Here is a 19878-nt window from a genome sequence, read left to right on the forward strand (position 1 = left end):
TTCTGCGAAAAGCCCGGCAGATCGATGTTGCCGGGGACATCAACAAGTGGCTAACCTCGCCGGGACTGCAGCCGCCATCTTGAATTTTGGTCTCGTTCTTGTCCGACGTGATGAACTTCAGCACGCCATGCGGAGACCAACCTTTATCGGGATTTTACTCTCACCTTCCCGGGGCTGGTAAGCCGCCGCCTGCGCTTTATTTAAGCGGGCGGCGTTTTTGCTTGCGATGGAAAGCCATTGAATGCGATGTCCAGCGGCCGACTGATATAGCCGCAGTCACGCAGAAGGCCTCCGCGAGGAACGACGTAACAACGGTTGCATTGCCCTTCCTAAGCGAAAGGGCCAAGCATGACCCGGTACTACTTCGACATCCGGGACGACGCCGGCCTTTGGCCGGATGAGGAAGGCTTGGAGTTCGATACTCAGCAAGAGGCAGAGGTGGAGGCCGCCCAGTCACTGGCAGGCTTGGCTAGGGAGTTTGCCTCGATACAGCAAGACGTTGCCGTCGAAGTGCGAACGGATATTGAGCGCGTGTTCCAAGCCGCGTTCATCTTCGATAGAAGCACGACGAAGCAGTAGGACCTGGCATCCTCTCGCATCCAGTCGCGCGCATGGCTTCACGCTGCGCCGCATCCAGATCGCGCCTAGTTCTTGCCGGGCGCTTGGATCGTCTCAAGAACCTCGCCGTTGGCATCCCCTGCGTGAACGTCATGCCGACTCCACAACGCGGCGGCCCAAGGCCGCCGCAACCGCATCGGCACCCCGCCGCGCGGCGGTGGCTCGTCGTCGTCTCCGTCGAGGCGACGCAGCGCGGCGAGGATGTCGGCGAGCCGGATCGTGTGGCCCATGCCGGGGATCTCGCGTAGCGCGGGGCAGGATTCGACCGCGAACATGTCGGACGCCCAGGACGACAAGATGATCCGCTTCTCCGGTGCGGAGAGTTCGTTGTCGTTCAGGACATCCTCCGGAGACGCATAGTGCGCGGCCGGATGGAAGAATGGATTGAGATTTCCGGTGTTCGTGTTGGCGTTGCTCATCGGTTGGGCTCCCCTTTACGCTCCTTTTCTCGAGATCGCTTTCGGTTCGGGCGGCGACGACCGTCGCCCGAACTGGTCGTTACTGCTTGTTGATCGCGATGCGTTTGACCCCGGCGCGCGGGTTCTCGGACTTCGGGAGGGAGATCGTCAGGACGCCGTTCTTGAACGACGCCTCGGCCCTGTCCTCCTCGACGTCCTCAAGGGCGATCTGCCGCTGGAACGAGCCGTAGTGGCGCTCGGTGAAGTATCTGCCTTCGTCCTTCTGCTCGCTCTTTTTCTCGCCTCGGATGGTCAGCACCCCGTTCGCGATTTCGATCTGGACGTCATTCTCCGTCATGCCGGGAAGCTCGGCCGAGATGGTCAGCGCCTTGTCGGTCTCGCTGAGCTCGATCTTGGGCCAGCCGAATTGCCCTTCCATGAACGGCGACAGGCCCGTCCCGCCGAAGCCGCGGATGACATCGTCGAACATTCGGTTCATTTCGCGATGCAGCGTCATGAACGGATCGTGGGGGCCGCGCGCCGGCGCAAGCTCCTGGTTTCTCGACCAGGGAATGAGATCACGAACTGCCATGGTTTTCTCCTTCGTTGCATGAGCCAGGGAGCGCGGCCACGCTTGCGCGCACCGCGTTCCGCTGTCGAACCTGATCCGGTGTCAGGCCGCCTTCTTCTGCTCGATCTGCGAGGCGGGAGAGGCGCCGCTCCCAATCTGGATCCGGCGCGGCTTCATGGCTTCCGGCACCTCGCGGACTAGATCGATGATCAGCAGTCCATCGCGGAAGGAAGCCTCGTTCACCTGAACGTAGTCGGCCAGGTTGAACACGCGCCGGAACGGCCTTGCGGCGATGCCCTGATACAGGTACTCGCCGGCCGCCTTCTCAGGCTTCCTGCCCTCGATGGTCAGCGCGTTCTGCTCGGCCGTCACGGCGATGTCGTCCGGGCCGAAACCGGCGACGGCGAGCGAGATCCGGTAGTGGTCTTCACCGGAGCGTTCGATGTTGTAGGGGGATAGTGCTCTTCGCTTGCCTGGCGCAACGTGCTGTCGACGAGGTCGGCCAGGTGGTCGAAGCCGATGGTGGAGCGCCACAGGGGCGCGAAGTCAAAGGTGGTCCTCATAACCAAGTCCTCCAAAGAGCAAGCTGGATACAAGGAGCGCAAGGCAGGAGTCAGAGCGGGTCTGATACCGGCCCGGCGCCCGCGCCGGACCCGTGAAGGCGCCCGGCACACCGCTCTCGCGGCGAAAAATGACTTAGAAAAGCGCAAAGGCCTTTCAAGAGGTGGCCGAAAAAATTGCGGGTGGCTGCGTGCCCGTCGACCCGTGCCCGGGACGACAGAGGCGCTTGACAGTTATTCGAGCCCGGATATTTTGCGTCGGGAATTCGCTTTCCCGGTTTTCTCAACACCGAAAAGGACCGTGACGACCGTCAGGAGAGACGACGATGCTCGACGAAGATCTGGCCCGCATCCGTGCGCACCGCAACAATATCCATCGCTATCGGCGACTGCTTCGGACGAAGGTCTCGGAGTTGGAACGCCAGTTCATCGAACGGCGCCTCGCCGAGGAGCAGACCGCACTCGATGCGCTGACCGCCGATACCTTCCCCGTCGCGTTTGCGATGCCGAAAGGTTCGGCTGGCTCCGAAGGGGCGGGGCCGAGCCATGAGCGACATCCGCGGCCTCCTGATCCGCGGCAGCGAGAAGGTCATCGGGCACTACCGGCTGTTGCTGGCGAGCGCCAAAACTGACAGCGAGCGTCAGCTCTATCAGACCCGCATCGACCGGGAGCAACGGCTGCTCGATCAGCTCCAAGGTAACTTTCCGGATCGGTCTGCCGCCTGATTGGTGCCTCGCATCAGCTGCCTTCTTTCGAAGCCCTGAGCTTCGGACAGCTGTCCCAAAGCGAAGCCAGCGCCACGCTAATTTGAGCGACGGCTTCGTCCGCGGCGATGCCAAGCGGATCCTGACAGGTCGGTTGGAAGGCGTCGCCGCGGACATGCGATCGGGGCCTCAATGCAACTGCATGCGGAGTCTCTTGATGATCTCCCATAGATCGTTCGCGTACTCCCCGATAGCTCGCCGGGTCTCCGCCACGCGCGACGGCTTGGCCTTCGGCGTCTTCCTCACCGGACCTCGCTCGTCGGGCTGGTTCATGGGAAGAAAGTTCCGCTCAACCGAGCGGGACCACTGACCCAAATCAAAAAAGCTCGAAACGATGTGCCAGTGTTCGATTTTGCGCAATGAGGATGCTGAATGAGATGGTTGACCTTCCAAGCTCGCTCGGTGTGTGCCCGCCTTCTCCATCAGCGTCGTCCCGCGCAGCTACGGCGACTTCGACGACACCGAGGGCGCTAACCAGGCCTCAATCTTGGCCGAACGCTCAGTCAGCTCGGCCTTCCGAAGCAGCCTCTTGCGTTCTTCGCCTTCCGGAGCCTCTTCCGCCCGCCGCCTGGCCAGCTTCGCCATCGCCAAAAGGCGCTCTTGCAGCGAACCTGGGGGCGGCTGCGGTTACGTTTGACTGACACGACTGAAATCTCCAGTTTCTGGTCCCCTAACGGTTTAGGAACATCGCGGTTCCTAGAGAATTGACCCGCAATTCGGCCAAGCGTCCCGTCGGGGGATTGCATGAAACAGCTCGATGAGCCTACCAAAACCATACGTGATGCCGCCCTCGAGAATGCCTGCCGCACGGCGACGATCATCTTTTCCGAAAAGCGATAGCCCAGAAGCTGATCCACAGCGTGAGTCGGCGAGCCGCAAGTCGGCTTAATGATCCACGCGATTTGGCGCGCGAAAGAGAGCTAGCGTCTCATGCCGCACGTCTTCGTATTCGGCACGTTGAAAAGAGGACGCCCCTTCATACGTGCGGTCTGGATGGGGCGTTTCCGCTGGGCGTGTATCAGACGGTCGAGCCTTTTCCCCTTGTCATTGCCGGGCCATGGTTTGCGCCGATGATGTTCAATGAGCCCGGTCGTGGACATCGGGTCTTCGGCGAAGTTTATCGCATTGATGTCGGCCGTCTTCAAAAGCTCGACCGGTTGGAATCGCTCGGCAAGCCGGGCAACTTCCGGGTCGCTATAGAGGTCGTCCCACTTGGCGTCGGCCAGCCGGTCCGGGCCTTTGTTTATTTGAAATCGCGCGAACTGGCCGGCGGCGCCTATCACAGCGATCTCCTTGAAACTACGAAGCCGACCGATTTGTCGTTCCTTGGCGACGGTAAGAGGCCACGACGTTTTCACGGTGCGCAACAGTCGTCGCACGCCGCAGGGTGTTTTGAAGATAGATCCGCGGTTTCTCCGAGCGCGACGCGCGACCGTGTCTGCGATGACAGTCCGCCGAACAAGGTCCGATGCGCGCAGAATCACCGCGATGCCAGAAGCCATTTTCAAGTGCGACGGCCTTGACGCTAGGCGCATCTCGCAAAAGGCTGCACTGTACAGCTAGCAACCTCCTCTGACGAGATAATCGTGGAAGCGAACACTTGAACGGTGTCAAGTTGGAACCCGCGACAGAGGGCCGCGTTGCGCTCCGCAATATGTAGTGGGAGGACAGCATGGAAAAGCCGACGGACGAACAGAGTCGGGAGCGCGCTCACTTGCTGTGGCAAGCCGCGGGAGAGACTGAAGGGCAGCAAGATCGGTTTTGGTTTGAAGCCGAGCGCGAGCTCATGCAGCAAGATCCCGCCATGAATACCGATGAGAATTCTGGCACCTTTACTGAGTAGCGATGCCGGGCTTGGGCAACGCGCGCCGCAGCCGCCACATACACACGGCGACGGCGAACCAAACCAGAGAGGCGGCAGCTAGGCAGAGCGGCGGATTGAGACCGGGGGCCTGCCACCAGATCATCAGTGCGAAGCTGGCCATGCCGATGCTACCCCAGCCGGCTCCGGCGGCATCAAGCGCGGCCGCCCCCTTGCCCCGCTGCTCGCCAAGCAGGCCCCTTTGTTGCTTGCGTTCACGTTCATGCTTCTCGATTAAAGTCGCGCTGGCGCAGAAAATTGCCGGGAAGGCGAGCATCAATCCGCCGGCCTCAGGCCCTGCCCAGTCTGCCACCAGACCGGCAACGACAGTCGCCAATCCGCCCAGCGCAAAACGCACGATGTACTCGTAAGTATGTCCCTGCTTTAGCGCCGAAAGTTTGAAGCGTACGGCCATAATTGTCACCCGATCAAGACTTGCTTGAGGCCTGCCGCCACCACAAGCCAGACGGCAAGAGCGGCGAGGGTGGCCTTCAGCGCCGACCAGTCGGCCCGCATCAGCAACTGACACACAACCATGCTATAAGCCGCCAGCGCGATCGAACCCAGGATCATCGAGCGGCCTTCGATCGCCACATAGTCGCCGCCGTGCTTCCAGAAAGCGAGGCCGAGCGTGGCAAGCGCAACGGAGGGCGCGGCGCCAAACAATCCCGCGAAACTCTTGGGTCGCAGCACGTCGCCTATGACCGCAAACAGTGAGACCACAAGGCCGCCGATGATGAAGCGCAAAGCGTAATCCACGACACCTCCTTGCTTGTCGCTTCTAGGATGTTGTAGGCATCAGCATGCTGACGGCCATGCCCACGATGCAAAGAGCCATCGCGGCCGTGGATGCCCAGCCAAGCCAGTACAGCCAGCCTTCGACGACAAGCTTGCCCATGACGTCACGGCGCCTGACCAGCAGCATCAGCATGGTCATCACCGGCGCCGCCAGCACGCCATTGATGACCGCGCTCCAGTAAAGCGCCTTGATCGGATCGATGGGTGTGAAATTGAGCGCAACACCGAGGCCGACCGAGAGGGCAAGAACCGAATAGAAAGCCACCGCCTGCTTCGGTTTGCGCGCGAGACCAACCGGCCATTTGCGGCCTTCGCCGATGGCATAGGCGGTCGATCCGGCCAGCACCGGCACGGCGAGCAAACCCGTGCCAATGATGCCGAGCGCAAAAACCAGTTCGGCCAGCGGCCCCGCGATCGGCTTCAAGGCGGCGGCCGCCTGAGCCGATGACTGCACATCGGTCACCCCCCGCTGATGCAGCGTGGCGGCTGTCGTCATGATGATCGCGATCGCAATGATATTCGAGAAGGCCATGCCAATCATCGTGTCGAGGCGAATGCGCCAAAGCTCGCGCTCTTCAGTACGCGCGTCCTCCTTGAGCGGTTTCTTGTCGGGATGAATGCGCTGCTCCTCGGCTTCCTGCGAGGATTGCCAGATAAACAGGTACGGCGAGATCGTGGTGCCGAGGATGGCGACCAGCGTCGTCAGAAAGGCGCCGCTCCATTCGACCTTCGGGATGAACAGTCCCTTGAGCGCGTCAGGCCAGGGCACTTTGACGACCGCCAGCGCAACCACATAAGCAAAAAGCACCAGCGTCAGCCATTTGAGGATCGCGACATAGCGCTTGTAGGCGATGAAGATCTGCGCCAGTACCGAGACGACCGCAAAGGCAACGACATAGATGATCGCCGAGCCGCCAATCACCAGCTTCGCGGCATCCGCCATGGCGCCGAGATCGGCCGCAACATTGATCGTGTTGGCGACAAAGAGAAGACCGACGAGCGACCAAATCACCCAGCTGGGATAATTGCGGCAGACATTGCCGGCGATGCCGTGACCGGTCACCCTTCCGATCCGGCCCGAAATCTCCTGGATCGCTACCATTAATGGATAGCTGAGAAGCATCGTCCAGCCGATGCCAAAACCAAGCTGCGCGCCGGCCTGGCTGTAAGTGCCGATGCCGGAAGGATCATCGTCCGATGCGCCCGTAATCAGTCCAGGACCGAGCCGTTTCAGAAGGCCATTCTTCTCATCCGGCTTTTTGTCATCCGGCGTTTTGGCCTCGGCTTTTGCCATGTGCTCCTCGGGATCAGGGCTGCGCAGCGTCCCGTTTGCCACGTCAAGAAGCAATGAGGACTTCTCCGGTCAAAGTTCAACGCGCGACAGGGGACGCCCGCGCCGCCGGGGACGCGGGCTCGCCAGCCTAATGGTGCCAGAAGATCGCCAACAGCAGAATGATCGGCAGCGGGATGCCCAGCAACCATAACAATGCGCCTCGTCCAAAACCCATGGCTCTTTCCTCCAATCATCTGTCCCACGCTTTCAACGCCACCGTCCGCCGCACAGTTCCTCGCTGGGAACGGTTTTCGCGGCTGTCGATTGAGAGACCGAGACGACCTGCTCCGCTTGCCAATCGCTATTTTATGGGGATTGCGGCAAGGCCGATCGTGGAAAGGAGGTCAAGGCTATCGATGACAATACGCGTGCACCCTTTGCCAGCCGACACCGCGCTCGCACGCATAATCGCGCGCAACACACGGCCTCTGCCTGAAGACGTATCCTCGATCATCACTTGGGGAGCCGATGGACATGTCCTGACGGCGCTCGCCGTCGGATGGTGGCTCTGGTCGCGTTCCAAGTCACCAGCACAGCGACGGGCGGGCGATCATGTGCTGCTGACGACGTTCGCGGCGGTTCTGCTGCCTCACCTTTTGAAAACGCAGTTCGATCAGGTGCGGCCCGATCGCCGGACCGTGCGCGGCCATCTTCATGGCATTCCGCTCTCGGGCAAGGCGCTTGATGCGTTTCCTTCGGGGCACGCTGTGCATGTCGGCGCCCTTGCTTCCGCCGCAACCGAGTTGCGGCCAGCCAAGAGAAACCTTGTCTGGGCCATTGGTGCCGTTCTCGTCTCGACGCGCATCGTTTTGCTCGCGCACTGGGCAAGCGACGTGATCGCGGGACTGGCGATCGGCGCGGTCCTCGAGCGCCTGATGCGGCGGCTGACCGGCTTTGGAAGGTCGGGCTAGTCATGGGCCAATTGCTCTCGCCGCCTGGCCCGCATGCCGTCCATCTCTGCATCGACATGCAAGGATTGTTCGCGCCCGGCGCTGCATGGGCAACGCCCTGGATGGAACGTGCGCTACCCGGGGCGGTCAGGCTGATTGCACATGCGCCACAGCGTACCGTGTTCACGCGATTTATACCGGTCCGCAACAAGGCCGAGGCGCGCGGCGTCTGGAAGGCCTATTACGAGAAATGGGAATGCGTAACACGTGATAGGGTCGATCCGGCGCTGCTGGAGCTGATGCCGGCCCTGCTACGCTTCGTGCCGCCTGCCACGGTCATCGACCGCCAAACCTACTGCGCTTTCGCCAATGGGCGGCTGCACGGCTTCCTTGATGGGCATCAGGTGGATACGCTGATCGTTTCCGGCGGTGAGACTGATGTTTGTGTGCTGGCCACCGTGCTTGCCGCGGTCGATATTGGCTACCGCGTGATCCTTGCCGAAGACGCGCTATGCAGCTCATCCGATGAGAGCCACGACGCGCTGATCGAGCTCTATACCAAGCGCTTCAGCCTGCAGATCGAAGTGGCATCGGTTGACCGCATTCTAGCGAGTTGGGCGGTCGATGATTGAGCGCGTAGGATGATGGTACTTCTAGGGCGCGCTTAACATAGGTTAGACTTGCGCTTGCAAAGCAAGCACTTCGATCAACGGGCTTGAATTGAAGCCGATCACATGGCCCGATGGGTGGGCGTTCCGCCAATCAGGATCGAAACTGTGAGCCGTACCAAAGGGCGCCTTTACCAATTGCTTCTCGCCGCCGCGCTGCTGGCGGCGGGGGCAGCGGCCGCCCAGGAAAACAAGAAGACCGACGACGATAAGCCGGTCGATCCCGATACGGGCGAAAGTACCTTGGAGGAAAAGACGCTGGGTCTCCTTCCCAACCCTTTCCAAAAATACGGCGTCAAATTCGCAGCCACCTATATCGGCGAAGTGCTGGGCAACCCTTCGGGCGGACTGAAACAGGGTTCGGTCTACGAAGGTCGGTTGAATCTCGCCGTGGACCTAGACCTGCAAAAGCTCGCCGGCCTCGATCAGCTGACATTCCATGCCAACATGTTCCAGATCCACGGCGGCGGGTTGTCGCGCGGCAGTCTACAGAACTATTTGGTCGTCAGCGGCATCGAGGCATTGCCGTCCACGCGTCTTTACGAGGCGTATTTTGAAAAGCAGTGGGGCAGCGAGAAAGTCTCGCTCAAAGTGGGACAACTCGCGGCCGACAGCGAGTTCTTCAATACCAAATATACCGACGTCTTGACCAACGCCTCGATGGGCTGGCCGGCGATCACCTCGCTTGATTTGCCCAGCGGCGGTCCGTCGCCTCCCTTGGCTGCCATGGGAGCCCGGCTTCTGGTGAATGTCACTGAGCAGTTGTCCGTTCTTGGCGGCATCTTCGATGGCGATCAGGCTGGGCCCGGCCCCGGGGATCCGCAGGAGCGTAACCGCTATGGCGTCAACTTCCGCGTCAACGATCCGCCCCTCCTGCTCGGCCAGATCCAGTATGCCTGGAATAACACGAAGGGCGATCCGAACCCGGCCGGCCAGATCAAGTTTGGCGGCTGGCGCCATTTTGGGTCTTTCGCCGATCAGAGATTGGCGTCCAATGGCGTCTCACTCGCTTCACCCGTTAGCAGCGGCGAACCTCTGCTCTTGTCCGGTGATGTCGGCGGTTGGATGGTATTCGAGCAGAAGCTCTATCGTGTGCCGAAAAGCGACGACCGTGGCATTGGCATCTTTGCGCGTATCTCGGGGGCGCCTGCCGACCGCAATCTTATTGATCGCTACGCCGACGCCGGCATCGAATTCATCGGACTCGACGACCGCCGTCCCGACGACAAGTTCGGAATTGCAGCCGGCTACGCACATGTATCGAAGCGCGCACAGGCGCTCGATGCAGATTATCGAACATTTGTCGATCCGACCTGGCCGATGCGAAGTTTCGAAGGCCTTCTGACAGCCGTGTATCAATATCAGATCAGGGACGGGTGGACGTTACAGCCCAATCTTCAATACATCATTCATCCGGGTGGAGGTGCCACCAGCCCTTCCAGTGCAATGCCCGGCAAGGCGCTTCACAATGCGACCGTGCTTGGCCTGCGAACGACCCTGAAGTTTTGAGCCATGTGCCTGGAAACCTGGCGCCACGCGTGGCAGGGAACGTCGAGACGGCCCGAATGACGCGTGACTGCGGAGTGCCTGCATATTGCCCCGTTACTTCTTTTTCTTGGGGACCTTCTTGCCTTTTTTGCGGGCCTTGGAGAGGCCGATCGCGATTGCCTGCTTCTTGCTTTTCACCTTGCCGCCCTTTCCGCCACGGCCGCTTTTGGCGGTCCCCTTCTTGTACCGTCGCATCTCGCTCTTGACGTCCGAGCCCGAGCTCTTCGAGGTGCGACGCTTCTTCTTTGCTTTCTTTGCCATGGGTTTCTTCCTTTCCGTGTTCGGATAACGACAGACGTTGTCAAGACGGCGGGCTGTCACCCCCACCGACCATCCAATCCTCGATGCCTTCGTCGTCTTCCTCAGTACTCAGCCGCCAACTGCGTCGGCGGACTCGGTCGGACATCTGTTGCTTCAGCTGAGTTCTGGTGCGGCGCATCGATCAAGGGTACTCCACGCCATCAATCATGCAACATCTGGCGGCGTTCCTATGCGGTCAATCCTATTCAGCGCGTGCCAGGTCGGATGCGCGGAGCTGTACCTTGGAATTTGCCCGCGCCATCGAAATGTGTCGCCACACAGCTTAGCCGGGCGACGGATCAGCAAGATACACGCTCTAGTCACCAGTGATGAGTTCGATGGCGATGACTGAGAGTGCAGCTCAGCGGGCCAGCCGTTTGATGGCCTTGGTCGCACGGTTTGGCCCATGCCAGCCGAGAAACTTCAGATCCTTGTTCTCCAGGGCATTCGTTGCCAGGAAGAACTGTTCGAGATCATCGCGCGCATGCGATGGAAGATTGCGGATATCCTTGAGATCCGTTTCGAGCGGTGACCGGTCCGGTACCGCAAAAATGCGGTCGTTTCGCTCGCTCTTGCCCTTTTTCTTCTGCTCGACTTCGAGAATGCCGATCGGCCGACAGCGTAGCACAATACCGGGATAGGTTTGCGCGTCGTGCAGGATCAGCACATCCAGTGGATCGCCATCCTCGGCCTTGGTCGAGGGAATGAAACCCCAATCGTAGGGATAGGTCAGGCCCGCCATCAACGGCTTCGCCAGAGCAAAAGCACCGAGCTTAGGATCGAATTCGAGCTTGCACGAACTGCCGCGCGGCGTCTCGACCACGGCGAAGATGTTGTTATCGTCAGCCCAACTCGGCAGTTCTGTCAGATTGGTCATACGGATGACTTGGCCTCGAAAGGAGTAGCAGGCCCGATGGAAAACGATCCGTCGGGCCCTGCCGGATCATGCGGCGGTGGAGGCCTTCTTGTTGACGCCCTTGCGCAACGCGACTGTGTTGAGCTTGGTGTTCGCCGCCTTCTCTTCGTTGAGGTTCGTCGTCAGGAAGCGCACGATATCGTCGTGGCCGAGCTCTTCCGCCCAGGCGATCAGTGTGCCATAGCGGCAAATCTCGTAATGCTCGACGGCCTGCGCGTTGGCGACGATCGCTGCATCCAGCACCGTCTTGTCTTCGATCTCGCCGGCCGTTTCGTCGGCTTCCTTGATGATGCCGTCGATGGCCGGGCATTGCGTGCCGCTTGGCGACTGGCCAAGTTTCTCGAAGACCTTTTCGAGACGCTCGATCTGCTTGTTGGTCTCCTCGAGATGATTCTTGAGGCCCGTTGCCAGATCACGGTTGGTGGCCTTGTCGATCATTTTCGGCAGGGCCTTGGTGATCTGCTGCTCTGCATAATAGATGTCCTGCAAGCCATGCAGCAGCAGGTCATCCATCGTCTTGATGTCCTTTGTGAAAATTCCCATGACGTCGCTCCTCCAATTCAAAGCGATGGAACGGCGGCGCGACGGCTTTGTTCCTCGCGCGTTTGCCGCTACCGGACGGGCGAATGCGGTCCCCGAGCGTGAGCGGCCTTCCACAGCGACTGGCTTCCCGCGCCTTCGCAGGAACCCGCGACAACAGCCCGCGTTTTGCCTCTTTGGGTGGAGTTCAACATGGTCAGCACCTCGCTCTGGATGGAGACCGAGATCCTGCCGGAGGCGGGGGCGCTTGGAGGTGATGTGCACTGCGATGTCGCCGTGGTCGGCTCCGGCGTCGCCGGGCTCTCGACGGCGTACGAACTCATGAAGCGCGGCCGGTCAGTCGTCGTCATTGATCGCAAAGGCATCGCAAGCGGTATGACGGCGCGCACGTCGGCGCATCTTGCGCCGCTTTGCGATGATCTGATGAGCGAATTCAAGAAGCTGCGCGGCGCCGATGCCGCCAAGCTGTTCTACGAAAGTCAGGCTGCCGCCGTCGACCGGATCGAGGACATCCAGGCCGGCGAGAATATTGCCTGCGACTTCCTCCGTACTGACGGCTATCTTTTTCAGGGTAACGGCATGCCGGCCGATATATTCGATGAGGAGCTCGAAGCGGTGCGCGAGGTCGGCGCTCCCGTTCATCGGCTGGTCGGCGTGCCGCTCAAAGGCTGCGAGAACCGGCATGTCCTTCGATATCCACGCCAAGCAAAATTCCACCCCCTTAAATATCTCGCCGGACTTGCGGCCGTTTGCGAGAGCGGCGGCGTTCGTTTCTTTGCCAACAGTCCAGTGGAAGAAGTTGCCGAGCAGGACGGCGCTGTCACGCTGCGAACATCGCAAGGGCAGGTCACGGCCAGCCACGCCGTGATCGCGACCAACGCATCCATCGCCGATCGCTTTCAACTGCACACGAAGGTGGCTCCCTATCGCACGTATGTCCTCGCTTTCGCCATTGAACGGGGCGAACTTCCCGATGCGCTCTATTGGGACACCGAAGATCCCTACCACTATGTACGGCTGCAAACCGGCCCAGACGATCATGATTTCGTTCTTGTCGGCGGCGAAGACCATAAAAGCGGCGAAGCCAACGACGCCGACAAACGCTTTACACGTCTGGAGAGCTGGGCACGCGACCTGATTCCGGCCCTTGGGCGCATCACGCACCGCTGGTCGGGCCAGATTCTCGATACGATCGACTATGCCGGCTTCATCGGCCGCCAGCCCGGCAGCGAGCGCATCTACCTTGCGATGGGCGATTCGGGCCAGGGTCTGACCCATGGCGTGATGGGCGCGATGCTGAACACGGCGCTCATTCTCGGTGAAGATCATCCATGGCAGTCCGTCTATGCGCCGGATCGCAAGCCGTTGGCAGCGGCCAAGAATTTCCTGCGCGAGAACGTGACGATCCTGCAAAACCTCGCCGAATACGTGGCGCCGGGTGAAATCGCCTCGCTGGAAGAGCTTCAGCCGGGTGAGGGCGCCATCCTGCGCCGTGGTCTCGAAAAGATCGCCGCCTACAAGGACAAGGCCGGCGAACTGCATCTTCATTCGGCCAGTTGCACCCATATCGGCTGTCATCTGCTCTGGAACAGCTTTGAGAGCTGCTGGGACTGCCCGTGCCACGGTTCGATCTTTGCCCCCAACGGACAGCCGATCAATGCACCGGCCGTGTCGGCCTTGCGCCCGGTGAAAGTCTAGCGGGTCAAGGCACCTGGGAGCGTTCCATCTTCAAAAATGATGACATCGAGCAGGACGATCTGCGCAGCCCGCGCGCACCGTGGGCCGTCCTGCCGCCGCCGCCGATTGAACCGATAGCTGACAGCTTTCGATGCGAGGTTCTGATCATCGGCGCCGGCATCACCGGCGCGCTGGTGGCCGAGCGTCTGACACGGCAAGGCCATCAAGTTGTCATTATCGATCGCGAGCTTCCGAGTCTCGGTAGCACGGCGGCCAGCACCGCCATGCTACTCTGGGAAATCGACCGGCCGCTGTTCGAACTCGCGCAGCTCTATGGCTTCGAGAGGGCGGCGCGTTGCTATCGAGCCAGCCACCATGCTGCGCAAGGCCTGCTGTCCCTGGTTGCGCAGCATGGAATTGCCTGCGAGATGCGGCCACGTCTATCGCTCTATCTCGCCATCGATGACAGTCGGAAGCTTGTTCAGGATGAATATGCGCTGAGGCGTCGTGCCGATCTGCCATCCCTCTATCTCGATCATGCCGCGCTGCTGAGGCGCTTCGGCATCAGGCGGGCGGGCGCCCTTTTGTCAGCAGACGCGGCGGATGCCGATCCGGTGCTCCTCACGCATGGCTTGCTTGATATCTCCGTCCGACGCGGCGCCCGCCTTCTCAAGGACAATGCGGTTGCCTTTGATAGCGCCGCCCAGAGCGTCATCGTTGGCCTTGAAAGCGGGCTTTCGATCGAGGCGCGCCATGCCGTGCTCGCGACCGGCTATGTGGTACCCGACATCGTGAAGCTCAAAGCCCGACCAGCCTCCAGTTGGGCTATCGCGACCCGCCGGCAGCCGAGCCATCTGTGGCCCGAACAGGCGCTGATCTGGGAAGCGAGCCGGAACTATCATTATGGACGGACCACCGCTGATGGCCGCATCATCCTTGGTGGCGAGGATGATCACGCGTTGATCGAGCCCGAGGCTCGAAATCATGCCACACCGACAAAGGTTGCGGCGCTCAAGGATTATCTGAAGACACTTTGGCCGCAGGCATCGGACCGGGTCGACTTCGCCTGGTCCGGCGCTTTCGATACCACCCATGACGGCCTGCCGTTGATCGGCGCGGTGCCCGGCTGCAAGAATATCTTTGCCGCCTTTGGCTATGGCGGCAACGGAATTACCTTTAGCTTCCTCGCGGCGGAACTTCTGGCTGCGTTGCTTGCCGGAGGCTCTTCGCCGCTGCTCGATGATCTTGCGATTGACCGCGATATTCCCGGCTAACGACGCGCGATCAGGCAGCCCAGCATGAAGGCGACGAGCAGCGAGGGCAGCGGGGCCTCTCGCACCACATCCCGCAGGAAGGCGAGCGCCTGGCCGGGCGGCTGTCCTTCTTCGAAGCTTTGCCTCACCGTGCGGGCGGTCTCACGCACGCCTTCCGAAACGTCCTTCACTTTTGCCAAGGCGTCTTCGCTGTCCATTTGATCCTCCTCCGGCTTATCCAACAAGCCAAGCTCATGGATGCCCAGTCGTTCCTCCACCGTTCTGTCCTTCACCATGAAGCCGTTGTGGTGAAGTGAACCATCGGCGGAAGCCTGCCTCGGCGCCTGAGACGAAAGACGGAGAGCAAGCCCCAGCGACTCCGCTTATCGTAGCGTAATGGTTCGTCTTCGCGTGTGCCCTACGGAAGACCCGATTTAGGAACTTTTGATCTCGGCCGGGCGTTTAGGCATGTTTCGCGGAGTCGGGAACCAACCGGCCAAGGCGACCAGGGGCAGGAAGAACAATGGTGCCGCACCCCTCTTGGTCCTGGCGCGGGGGATGAGGCCTATGAATATTCAGCAGACGGCGGTCGATCTTGACAGTCTCGAGCCGCTCGCAGCGCTCGGTTTGCAAAGCCCGTCACCCGCTTTCCTCGCGCAGCTTCCCATCGCGATCCACGCCTGTGACGCGGAGGGTCGCATTCTTTGGTTCAATTCACGCGCGGCGGACTTGTGGGGCCGCGCACCGCGGGTTGGAGATGATAGCGAACTCTTCTGCGGCTCCTACAAGCTCTTCCTTGATGGACGGCCGATCTCGCGCGAGCTAACGCCAACGGCCGAAGTGCTGCGGACCGGAACTCCGGTCCGTGGCCTCGAAGGTCGCCTGGAAAGGCCCGATGGCTCACACGTCTGGGTCACCATCCATATTGCGCCGGTCTTCGATGAGGACGGTGTCCTGGCCGGGGCCATCAACTGCTTTCACGAGCGCATCGGCGGCCGAGTCGAAATGTGCGACGCCCGTTCCGACGACTGGATGCAGGCCCGCGACGAACGACTTGCCGCCACCTATGAGCATGTCGGCGCCGGCATCGTCGAAATCGATCGCGACGGCCGCATGCTACGGGTCAACCAGCAGCTTTGCCGGCTGACCGGATATATGGCTTCCGAGCTTTTGGGACGAACGATCTTCGAGGAGACGCTGCCCGAAGATATTGCCGAGGATCGCGCGCAATTCACCCGCCAGATCGCGGGCGAATTCGATCGCTACAGCATTGAGAAACGCATTTATTGCAAGGATGGCGGACATATCTGGGCGGCCGTCACGTCATCGAGCATTCGCGACGCCGCCGGCAAGTTTCTTTACGCCGTCCGTGTGCAGCACGATATTACGGACCGCAAGCGCGCCGAACAGGCGCTCGCTCGGCGCATGGAAGAGCAAGCCGCCTTGTTCGCTTTCTCGGAGCGACTTCAGCACTGCCAATCGGCCGAGCAAATACACCAGGCCGCGCTTGATGCTATCACGCGCGCGCTGGGCTGTACGCGGGCCTCGATCCTACTCTATGACCAGGCCGACATCATGCGGTTCGCGGCTTGGCGCGACCTTTCGGAAGCCTACCGGAAGGCGGTGGAAGGACATTCCCCGTGGGACCGCAATGAGACAAGGCCGGCGCCTGTTTGCATCGAAGATGCTGCCCGCAGCGACCTGCCGGATGATCTGAAACAGACAATCCTCAACGAAGGCATTCAAGCCACGGCCTTTACGCCCATTGTCCAGGATGGCCGGCTTGCCGGCAAGTTCATGGCCTACCATGATGAGCCCCATCATTTCACGCCGTCCGAGCTCGACACCGCGCTCACGCTGGCACGCCTGCTCGGCTTTGCCCTTGCGCGCTTTTCCGGCGATGAAGCCCGCCGCCTGGCCGAGCGCGATGCCCAGCAACTGGCGGCCATCGTTGAATCGTCAGCCGATGCCATCGTCAGCAAGAATCTCGATGGCATAATCCAGACCTGGAATGATGGTGCGCGGCGTCTGTTCGGCTACAGCCGAGATGAGGCTGTCGGCCGATCGATCACGATGCTTATTCCGCCGGACCGGCAGGATGAGGAGCCGCGCATTCTGGCCAAGATCAAAGCCGGCGAGCGCGTGGATCATTTCGAGACCGTGCGTCGCCGCAAAGATGGCAGTCTAGTCGACATTTCGCTGACAATCTCGCCGATCCGCGATCGCATGGGGCGCGTCATTGGAGCCTCGAAGATCGCCCGCGATATCACAGAGCGCAAGCTCTCCGAAAGGAGATTGCAGGAGAGCGAACAGCGGTTGCAGGAATTGCTCGACGCCATACCGGCCGCCATCTACACGACCGACGCCGACGGAAGGATCACCTATTTCAACCAGACTGCCGTCGAATTCGCCGGCCGGACACCGTTGCTCGGCAGCGACGAATGGTGCGTGACCTGGAAGCTCTATCTCCCCGACGGCACGCCGTTGCCGCATGACCAGTGCCCGATGGCCGTCGCCCTCAAGGAAGGCCGTCCGGTGCGCGGGGTCGAGGCTATTGCCGAGCGGCCGGATGGCACACGCGTTCCGTTCATCCCGTTCCCGACGCCCCTGTTCGATGCATCCGGCCGGGTCACCGGCGCCATCAACATGCTGGTTGATTTGAGCGAGCGAAAGCAGGCTGAGACCCAGCAGCGCCTGCTGCTCAATGAACTCAACCACCGCACCAAGAACAACATGCAGATGCTCCAGGGGCTCCTGTACACGGCGGCCCGCAGCGCCCGGAGCGAGGAGGCCCGGCGTGTGCTTGACGATGCCTGTAGCCGGATTGCCGCCATGGCCGCTGCCCAGCGTGTTCTTTATGGCACCACCGACGCGACCAGCTTCGCGGCGGATGAGTTTCTTGGCGCAGTGGTCGAAACGATCCAGCAGACGCTGCCAGCGAGAATCAAGATCACGCGTACGCAGGCAACCGGTGCTCTGTCCAATGATATTGCCATGCCGCTCGCCCTGATCCTCAATGAATTGCTGACCAACGCAGCCAAGCACGGGATCCGCGATCCAGCCGCCGACAGCATTCGCGTCAGCCTTGTTGAGCATGATGGACAGTTCGAGCTTCATGTCGAGGATGACGGGCCCGGATTTGACTTGAATGCGGTGCGGCAAACCTCGTCGGGCCTTCGTCTGGTACTTGGCCTGGCCCGCCAGCTCCATGCCGAGCTTGCCGTGAGCCGATCGCCATCGCGCGCTACGCTTCGTTTCGGCGCATCGCGAGGTGCATGATGACGCAGCCGAGCATGTCCGATAGCCATGAACTAGCCGCTCCGACCGATCATCCGCCTGATAAAAAGATGGCGCCCGCCGCCGACGAAGCGAGCGATCGTGTTGATCAGTCCCACGCGGTCCTGATCGTCGAAGACGATTTTCTCATCGCCATGCAGGCCGAAGCCGCGTTGCTCGATGCCGGCTTTCGAGTGACCGGCATTGCAACCACCGCCGAGGAAGCCTTGACGATGGCAAGGGAACAGATGCCGGCCCTTGCCATCATGGATATACGTCTGGCTGGCCGACGCGACGGCGTTGAGGCGGCCGGTGATCTCTTTCGCGAGCTCGGCTTGCGCTGCGTCTTCGCCACGGCCCATGATGATCTCCTGACCCGCACGCGGGCCGAGCCGTTCGCGCCGCTTGGCTGGCTCTCGAAGCCTTATACCATGGCTTCCCTGACGAGCGTGGTCCGTGCATCGTTGGCGCGGCCAGACTAGCATCTGCGCGCCAGCGTCGATGCCGCGATACTTCAGTAGATAGGAACAACCGCAGCGCCTGGCTGTTCGGGACTCATCTCCCTCCAAGCCCGAGGCTTTTCCATGTATCACCACGTCAAGAAGTTGATGTTCACCGTCCGCGTCGATGAGCCGGACCCGCGCTTTGGCAATATGCTTCTTGAACAGTTCGGCGGTGCCAACGGCGAACTCGCGGCCGCCATGCAGTATTCGATACAGGGGCTCAATTGCGAAGACCCTGATCGCAAGGACCTCCTGATGGATATCGGCACCGAAGAGCTGAGCCATCTGGAAGTCGTCGGTACGCTGGCCCGCATGCATCTCAAGCCGGCGAAGTTTGATCGCCAGGCTGCCGAGGCCGATCCGTTGATCGCGATCGCGGGTGGGGGCGGGGTGAACCTCTTCAACTCGCAAGGCAACGCCTGGACCGCCGATTACCTGAAGATCACGGGCGAACTGGACGTGGATCTGCGCAGCAATATCGCCGCCGAAGCGCGGGCCAAGATCGTCTACGAACGCCTGATAAATTTTACCGATGACGCCGGCACTAAGGACGCCTTGCAGTTCCTCATGACCCGCGAAATCACCCATATGAAGGCCTTTTCGCTCGCCCTTGAGAGCATGAGCAAGCCAGCCTTCAGTATCGGCCGCCTTGCGCCGACGCCCGGCCTGGTCGACCAATTCTTCAACGACTCCACGGGCACCGGCGATCATGGCGAGATCGACACCCGCGGGCCCTGGAACGAAGGCGGCGAATGGGTCTTTACGGAATCGCCGGCCATTCAGGCCGGGGAACCAGGACCCGCGTCGGCTATCGTCACCGAAAGCTCACCGCCGGTCGACGAGGCCGGTCTTGGCGACCTGCTGATCGACGAGCTCCGCGACATCCTTCACGCCGAGAAGCAGTTGACGAAGGCGCTTCCCAAGATGGCGGAAGCGGCGCGGTTCGACCAGTTGCGCGAGCTGTTCGAGCTGCATCTCGGCGAGACCGAAACCCAGATCGAGCGCATCAATGAATGCTTTGAGTTGCTCGGCAAGTCCGCGCGCGCCAAGCCCTGCAAGGGCATGATGGGTCTTGTCGAAGAAGGTCAGGAAGTCATGACCGAGGGCGAGGAGAAGGAAGATGCCGCGGCCGACCTCGCCCTGATCGGCGCGGCGCAGCGGGTCGAGCATTATGAGATTGCCGGCTACACGACAGCGCGCAACCTTGCCCAGCAGCTACGCCATAGCGCCGTCGTCAGCCTCCTATCGAAGTCACTGGCAGAAGAGGAAAACGCGGACCAATTGCTCAACCAGGTCGCGCGGTCCTTGATGTCGGTCGCGAAAATGCCAGCCGCCGTCGAACAGACCGAACAGTAGGCGGATGAGGGCGGTCCCGGGCAATGCCACGGTAACTGCGCAGCTTT

At 61.0% G+C, this 19878-nt stretch carries 21 protein-coding genes and 2 pseudogenes; 12 read left to right on the top strand and 11 right to left on the bottom strand.

The genetic code is table 11. From position 1 onward, the window contains the following. Positions 1-348 precede the first annotated feature (348 nt). On the top strand, positions 349-579 hold the full coding sequence (locus BJ6T_RS14990) for a DUF6894 family protein (RefSeq protein ID WP_014493239.1): 231 nt from the start codon (positions 349-351) through the stop codon (positions 577-579). A 65-nt stretch (positions 580-644) separates the two neighbouring features. Here BJ6T_RS14990 and BJ6T_RS14995 read toward each other — a convergent pair whose 3' ends face one another. The 4 genes and pseudogenes from BJ6T_RS14995 to BJ6T_RS47185 all read right to left on the bottom strand — a co-directional run bounded on the left by BJ6T_RS14995 (position 645) and on the right by BJ6T_RS47185 (position 2704). Then, positions 645-1037: a hypothetical protein gene (locus BJ6T_RS14995; protein WP_014493240.1), complete on the bottom strand. Its 393-nt coding sequence runs from the start codon at positions 1035-1037 to the stop codon at positions 645-647. A gap of 79 nt (positions 1038-1116) precedes the next feature. Next, positions 1117-1608 carry an Hsp20/alpha crystallin family protein gene (locus BJ6T_RS15000; RefSeq protein ID WP_014493241.1) on the bottom strand — a complete coding sequence of 164 codons (492 nt, stop codon included), beginning with the start codon at positions 1606-1608 and terminating at the stop codon, positions 1117-1119. A gap of 81 nt (positions 1609-1689) precedes the next feature. Then, positions 1690-2150, bottom strand: a pseudogene (locus BJ6T_RS15005) (Hsp20 family protein). 308 nt (positions 2151-2458) lie between these two features. Then, positions 2459-2704 carry a hypothetical protein gene (locus BJ6T_RS47185; protein ID WP_167541691.1) on the bottom strand — a complete coding sequence of 82 codons (246 nt, stop codon included), beginning with the start codon at positions 2702-2704 and terminating at the stop codon, positions 2459-2461. Here BJ6T_RS47185 and BJ6T_RS15015 point away from each other — a divergent pair. The 3 genes from BJ6T_RS15015 to BJ6T_RS43440 all read left to right on the top strand — a co-directional run bounded on the left by BJ6T_RS15015 (position 2694) and on the right by BJ6T_RS43440 (position 4755). Then, on the top strand, positions 2694-2873 hold the full coding sequence (locus BJ6T_RS15015) for a hypothetical protein (RefSeq protein ID WP_014493244.1): 180 nt from the start codon (positions 2694-2696) through the stop codon (positions 2871-2873). The genes BJ6T_RS47185 and BJ6T_RS15015 overlap by 11 nt on opposite strands. Before the next feature lie 1052 nt (positions 2874-3925). Continuing rightward, positions 3926-4435, top strand: a complete 510-nt coding sequence (locus tag BJ6T_RS49620; RefSeq protein ID WP_161801178.1) for a gamma-glutamylcyclotransferase family protein — start codon at positions 3926-3928, stop codon at positions 4433-4435. Positions 4436-4584: 149 nt separating this feature from the next. Then, positions 4585-4755, top strand: a complete 171-nt coding sequence (locus BJ6T_RS43440) for a DUF2934 domain-containing protein (protein WP_014493247.1) — start codon at positions 4585-4587, stop codon at positions 4753-4755. Here BJ6T_RS43440 and BJ6T_RS15030 read toward each other — a convergent pair. From BJ6T_RS15030 to BJ6T_RS15040, 3 genes are read right to left on the bottom strand one after another with little or no spacing between them, the layout of a single operon-like run. Next, a complete protein-coding gene (locus BJ6T_RS15030) occupies positions 4745-5188 on the bottom strand; it encodes a DUF3147 family protein (RefSeq protein ID WP_014493248.1) in 444 nt (147 codons plus the stop codon). The genes BJ6T_RS43440 and BJ6T_RS15030 overlap by 11 nt on opposite strands. A 5-nt stretch (positions 5189-5193) precedes the next feature. After that, on the bottom strand, positions 5194-5520 hold the full coding sequence (locus BJ6T_RS15035) for a DUF3147 family protein (RefSeq protein WP_202557240.1): 327 nt from the start codon (positions 5518-5520) through the stop codon (positions 5194-5196). 34 nt (positions 5521-5554) lie between these two features. Continuing rightward, positions 5555-6865, bottom strand: coding sequence for an Nramp family divalent metal transporter (locus tag BJ6T_RS15040; RefSeq protein WP_041958803.1), 1311 nt, complete (start codon positions 6863-6865; stop codon positions 5555-5557). A 395-nt stretch (positions 6866-7260) separates the two neighbouring features. Between BJ6T_RS15040 and BJ6T_RS15045 the strand changes: the two genes are divergently transcribed. The 3 genes from BJ6T_RS15045 to BJ6T_RS15055 all read left to right on the top strand — a co-directional run bounded on the left by BJ6T_RS15045 (position 7261) and on the right by BJ6T_RS15055 (position 9971). Then, the gene (locus BJ6T_RS15045; RefSeq protein ID WP_039227682.1) at positions 7261-7815 is read left to right on the top strand and encodes a phosphatase PAP2 family protein; all 555 of its coding nucleotides are present in this window, start codon (positions 7261-7263) and stop codon (positions 7813-7815) included. Positions 7816-7817: 2 nt separating this feature from the next. Then, the gene (locus tag BJ6T_RS15050; protein WP_014493253.1) at positions 7818-8426 is read left to right on the top strand and encodes a cysteine hydrolase family protein; all 609 of its coding nucleotides are present in this window, start codon (positions 7818-7820) and stop codon (positions 8424-8426) included. Between the two features lie 144 nt (positions 8427-8570). Beyond that, entirely contained in the window at positions 8571-9971 is a 1401-nt protein-coding gene (locus BJ6T_RS15055) for a carbohydrate porin (protein ID WP_014493254.1), read from the top strand. A gap of 102 nt (positions 9972-10073) precedes the next feature. Here BJ6T_RS15055 and BJ6T_RS15060 read toward each other — a convergent pair. The 3 genes and pseudogenes from BJ6T_RS15060 to BJ6T_RS15070 all read right to left on the bottom strand — a co-directional run. Further along, positions 10074-10271 (bottom strand): annotated as a pseudogene (locus BJ6T_RS15060) (DUF6496 domain-containing protein); the annotation flags it as partial. Between the two features lie 400 nt (positions 10272-10671). After that, the gene (locus tag BJ6T_RS15065) at positions 10672-11187 is read right to left on the bottom strand and encodes an inorganic diphosphatase (protein ID WP_014493256.1); all 516 of its coding nucleotides are present in this window, start codon (positions 11185-11187) and stop codon (positions 10672-10674) included. A gap of 66 nt (positions 11188-11253) precedes the next feature. Then, positions 11254-11769: a YciE/YciF ferroxidase family protein gene (locus BJ6T_RS15070; RefSeq protein ID WP_014493257.1), complete on the bottom strand. Its 516-nt coding sequence runs from the start codon at positions 11767-11769 to the stop codon at positions 11254-11256. A gap of 189 nt (positions 11770-11958) precedes the next feature. On the opposite strand from BJ6T_RS15070, the gene BJ6T_RS15075 reads away from it, so the two are divergent. Next, positions 11959-13464: an FAD-dependent oxidoreductase gene (locus tag BJ6T_RS15075; RefSeq protein ID WP_014493258.1), complete on the top strand. Its 1506-nt coding sequence runs from the start codon at positions 11959-11961 to the stop codon at positions 13462-13464. Between the two features lie 89 nt (positions 13465-13553). Further along, positions 13554-14717, top strand: coding sequence for an NAD(P)/FAD-dependent oxidoreductase (locus BJ6T_RS15085; protein ID WP_080588674.1), 1164 nt, complete (start codon positions 13554-13556; stop codon positions 14715-14717). Here the strand turns inward: BJ6T_RS15085 and BJ6T_RS15090 are convergent. Continuing rightward, positions 14714-14992, bottom strand: a complete 279-nt coding sequence (locus tag BJ6T_RS15090) for a hypothetical protein (protein ID WP_014493260.1) — start codon at positions 14990-14992, stop codon at positions 14714-14716. The genes BJ6T_RS15085 and BJ6T_RS15090 overlap by 4 nt on opposite strands. A 271-nt stretch (positions 14993-15263) precedes the next feature. Between BJ6T_RS15090 and BJ6T_RS15095 the strand changes: the two genes are divergently transcribed. From BJ6T_RS15095 to BJ6T_RS15105, 3 genes are all read left to right on the top strand, one after another. Then, entirely contained in the window at positions 15264-17975 is a 2712-nt protein-coding gene (locus tag BJ6T_RS15095) for a PAS domain S-box protein (RefSeq protein ID WP_014493261.1), read from the top strand. Next, positions 17975-18454 (top strand): response regulator, encoded by a 480-nt coding sequence (locus BJ6T_RS15100; protein WP_014493262.1) that lies wholly within the window; start codon positions 17975-17977, stop codon positions 18452-18454. The genes BJ6T_RS15095 and BJ6T_RS15100 overlap by 1 nt, the downstream gene beginning before the upstream one ends. Positions 18455-18556: 102 nt before the next feature. Continuing rightward, positions 18557-19831 (top strand): DUF892 family protein, encoded by a 1275-nt coding sequence (locus BJ6T_RS15105; protein ID WP_028170291.1) that lies wholly within the window; start codon positions 18557-18559, stop codon positions 19829-19831. The last annotated feature ends 47 nt before the right edge of the window (positions 19832-19878 follow it).

Origin of the sequence: Bradyrhizobium japonicum USDA 6 (assembly GCF_000284375.1) — a bacterium.
Lineage (GTDB): Bacteria > Pseudomonadota > Alphaproteobacteria > Rhizobiales > Xanthobacteraceae > Bradyrhizobium > Bradyrhizobium japonicum.

Coding starts and splice junctions, on each gene's coding strand:
- BJ6T_RS14995 (WP_014493240.1), bottom strand. CDS start 1,037: ATGAGCAACGCCAACACGAACACCGGAAATCTCAATCCATTCTTCCAT.
- BJ6T_RS15100 (WP_014493262.1), top strand. CDS start 17,975: ATGACGCAGCCGAGCATGTCCGATAGCCATGAACTAGCCGCTCCGACC.
- BJ6T_RS15075 (WP_014493258.1), top strand. CDS start 11,959: ATGGTCAGCACCTCGCTCTGGATGGAGACCGAGATCCTGCCGGAGGCG.
- BJ6T_RS15105 (WP_028170291.1), top strand. CDS start 18,557: ATGTATCACCACGTCAAGAAGTTGATGTTCACCGTCCGCGTCGATGAG.
- BJ6T_RS15065 (WP_014493256.1), bottom strand. CDS start 11,187: ATGACCAATCTGACAGAACTGCCGAGTTGGGCTGACGATAACAACATC.
- BJ6T_RS15040 (WP_041958803.1), bottom strand. CDS start 6,865: ATGGCAAAAGCCGAGGCCAAAACGCCGGATGACAAAAAGCCGGATGAG.
- BJ6T_RS15015 (WP_014493244.1), top strand. CDS start 2,694: ATGAGCGACATCCGCGGCCTCCTGATCCGCGGCAGCGAGAAGGTCATC.
- BJ6T_RS14990 (WP_014493239.1), top strand. CDS start 349: ATGACCCGGTACTACTTCGACATCCGGGACGACGCCGGCCTTTGGCCG.
- BJ6T_RS15095 (WP_014493261.1), top strand. CDS start 15,264: ATGAATATTCAGCAGACGGCGGTCGATCTTGACAGTCTCGAGCCGCTC.
- BJ6T_RS15050 (WP_014493253.1), top strand. CDS start 7,818: ATGGGCCAATTGCTCTCGCCGCCTGGCCCGCATGCCGTCCATCTCTGC.
- BJ6T_RS15090 (WP_014493260.1), bottom strand. CDS start 14,992: ATGGTGAAGGACAGAACGGTGGAGGAACGACTGGGCATCCATGAGCTT.
- BJ6T_RS15000 (WP_014493241.1), bottom strand. CDS start 1,608: ATGGCAGTTCGTGATCTCATTCCCTGGTCGAGAAACCAGGAGCTTGCG.
- BJ6T_RS15030 (WP_014493248.1), bottom strand. CDS start 5,188: ATGGCCGTACGCTTCAAACTTTCGGCGCTAAAGCAGGGACATACTTAC.
- BJ6T_RS47185 (WP_167541691.1), bottom strand. CDS start 2,704: ATGTCGCTCATGGCTCGGCCCCGCCCCTTCGGAGCCAGCCGAACCTTT.
- BJ6T_RS43440 (WP_014493247.1), top strand. CDS start 4,585: ATGGAAAAGCCGACGGACGAACAGAGTCGGGAGCGCGCTCACTTGCTG.
- BJ6T_RS15070 (WP_014493257.1), bottom strand. CDS start 11,769: ATGGGAATTTTCACAAAGGACATCAAGACGATGGATGACCTGCTGCTG.
- BJ6T_RS15045 (WP_039227682.1), top strand. CDS start 7,261: ATGACAATACGCGTGCACCCTTTGCCAGCCGACACCGCGCTCGCACGC.